The organism is uncultured Phenylobacterium sp. (genome assembly GCF_902826855.1).
Taxonomy (GTDB): domain Bacteria; phylum Pseudomonadota; class Alphaproteobacteria; order Caulobacterales; family Caulobacteraceae; genus Phenylobacterium.
The window spans coordinates 1-1,852 of sequence record NZ_CADEGK010000364.1; the positions used below are offsets into that span (position 1 = coordinate 1).

General features: G+C 68.1%; 2 protein-coding genes. Both read left to right on the forward strand.

Annotated features, from left to right (window positions below; genetic code table 11):
- On the forward strand, positions 1-896 hold an 896-nt coding region (locus QZV94_RS24800), incomplete at its 5' end, for a cyclase family protein (RefSeq protein ID WP_293683111.1).
- Positions 897-928: 32 nt separating this feature from the next.
- Entirely contained in the window at positions 929-1,615 is a 687-nt protein-coding gene (locus tag QZV94_RS24805; protein ID WP_293683113.1) for an SDR family oxidoreductase, read from the forward strand.
- Positions 1,616-1,852 lie beyond the last annotated feature (237 nt).

The following is a 1,852-nucleotide window of genomic DNA, read 5'->3' on the forward strand; positions in this document are numbered from 1 at the left end:
GCAACTGGGGCCGCTGGGGGGCGGAGGACCAGCGCGGCGCCCTCAACCACATCGGCCCGGAGACGCTGAAGAACGCCGCCGCCGAGGTTCAGTCGGGCAAGCTGTTCAACCTGGGCCTGAAGTTCGACCGCAACGGTCCTCAACTGGGCGGCGGGCGGTTCAACCCGATGGTCTACGTGACCGATCTGTTCACCCCGCTGAACCCGGCGGTGCCGGGCGTCTGCTACTCCGACGACGTCATCCACATGCCCCTGCAGTCGGCGACCCAGTGGGATGCCTTCGGCCACGTCCACTACGACGGAAAGCTCTACAACGGCTGCAGCGCCCGCGAATGCCTGACCGAGAAGGGCGCGCTGAAGATGGGGATCAACCACCTGGCCGCGCCGGGGATCATGTCGCGCGGAATTCTGCTCGACATCGCACGGCTGAAAGGCGTCGACCGCCTGCCGATCGACTATGCCATCACCGTCGATGACCTCAACGCCGCCTGCGCCAAGCAGGGCGTCACCGCGAAGCAGGGCGACATCCTGCTGGTCCGCACCGGCCACATGCAGTGCTTCACGGTAGACGGCGACCGCCCCGCATTCATGGGCATGCAGCCGGGCCTCAGCTACCATTGCGCCGAGTGGGCGCACGACAAGTCGCTGGCCGCGGTGGCCGCCGACAACATGGCGGTCGAGATCCTGAGCCTCGAGATGCTGGGCTCGGAGATGCCGCTGGCGTTCCACATGCTGGCGCTGCGCGACATGGGCATGCCGCTGGGCGAGATGTTCAACCTGGAGGCCCTGGCCGCCGACTGCGCCGACGACGGGCGCTACACGTTCATGCTGTCGGCCCCGCCCCTGGAAGTAACCAACGGCTTCGGCTCGCCGGTCAACCCGCTGGCGCTCAAGTAGGCAGCGGGCCCGCTCGCATCAGGAGGACGGCAATGGTCTCTGGACGGTTTGCCGGCGCACGCGTGCTGGTGACGTCGGCCGACGCCTACATGGGGCCGGCCATCAGCCAGCGCTTCCGCGATGAGGACGCCGAGGTCATCACCGACGGGGGCCGCTACCTGGAGGACGCCGAGGAACCGGCGCGGATCGTGGCGGCGGCGGGCCAGGTGGATGTGCTCGTCATCAACCTGGCGCCGACCCGCGTGGGCTCCTGCGCCGCCCAGGACCAGACCGAAGACCAGTGGCAGCTCATGTTCGACGGCATGGCGCATCCGACCATGCGCTTCACCAAGGCGGTGCTGCCGCAGATGATCGCGCGCCGGCAGGGAAAGATCGTCGTCGTGACCAGCGCCGCGCCCCTCCGTGGCTCGCCGGGCGCCGGCGCCTACAGCGCTGCGCGCGGGGCGCAGAATGCGTACGTCCGCGCCGTCGGCGCAGAAGCGGCGCAGCACAACGTGCAGATCAACGCCATCGGGCAGAACTTCGTCTATGGCGGCTATCCCGCCAACGCGATGGAGAAACCGAGACTCCGCGAGATTGTCCTGCGCGACGTCCCGGCCCAACGCCTGGCCGAGGGGTGGGAGCAGGCCGAGCTTGTGCTGTTCCTGGCCTCGCAGAACAGCAACTTCATCAGCGGTCAGGTGATCCCCTTCGCCGGTGGCTGGGTGACCTCGACCTGAGCGGGGTTCTCCGATCCGGCGTTCCGCGCGCACAACCGGCTTAGGACGGCCGCGGTGGCAGAGGCTCGCCTGATCCGCTTCAATCCCGCGGCCAGAGCCCTCTCGGGATCGGCGCTGGCCAGCTTTCTGAGCGGCCGTGACCTTCAAGCGGAGACGATCCCTCTGGGGCCATGCGCCAGGGTCTCAAGCTTGGCTGAAAAAATGACGTGCTCGTGAGGCCGAGGCCCTGGAACCTCG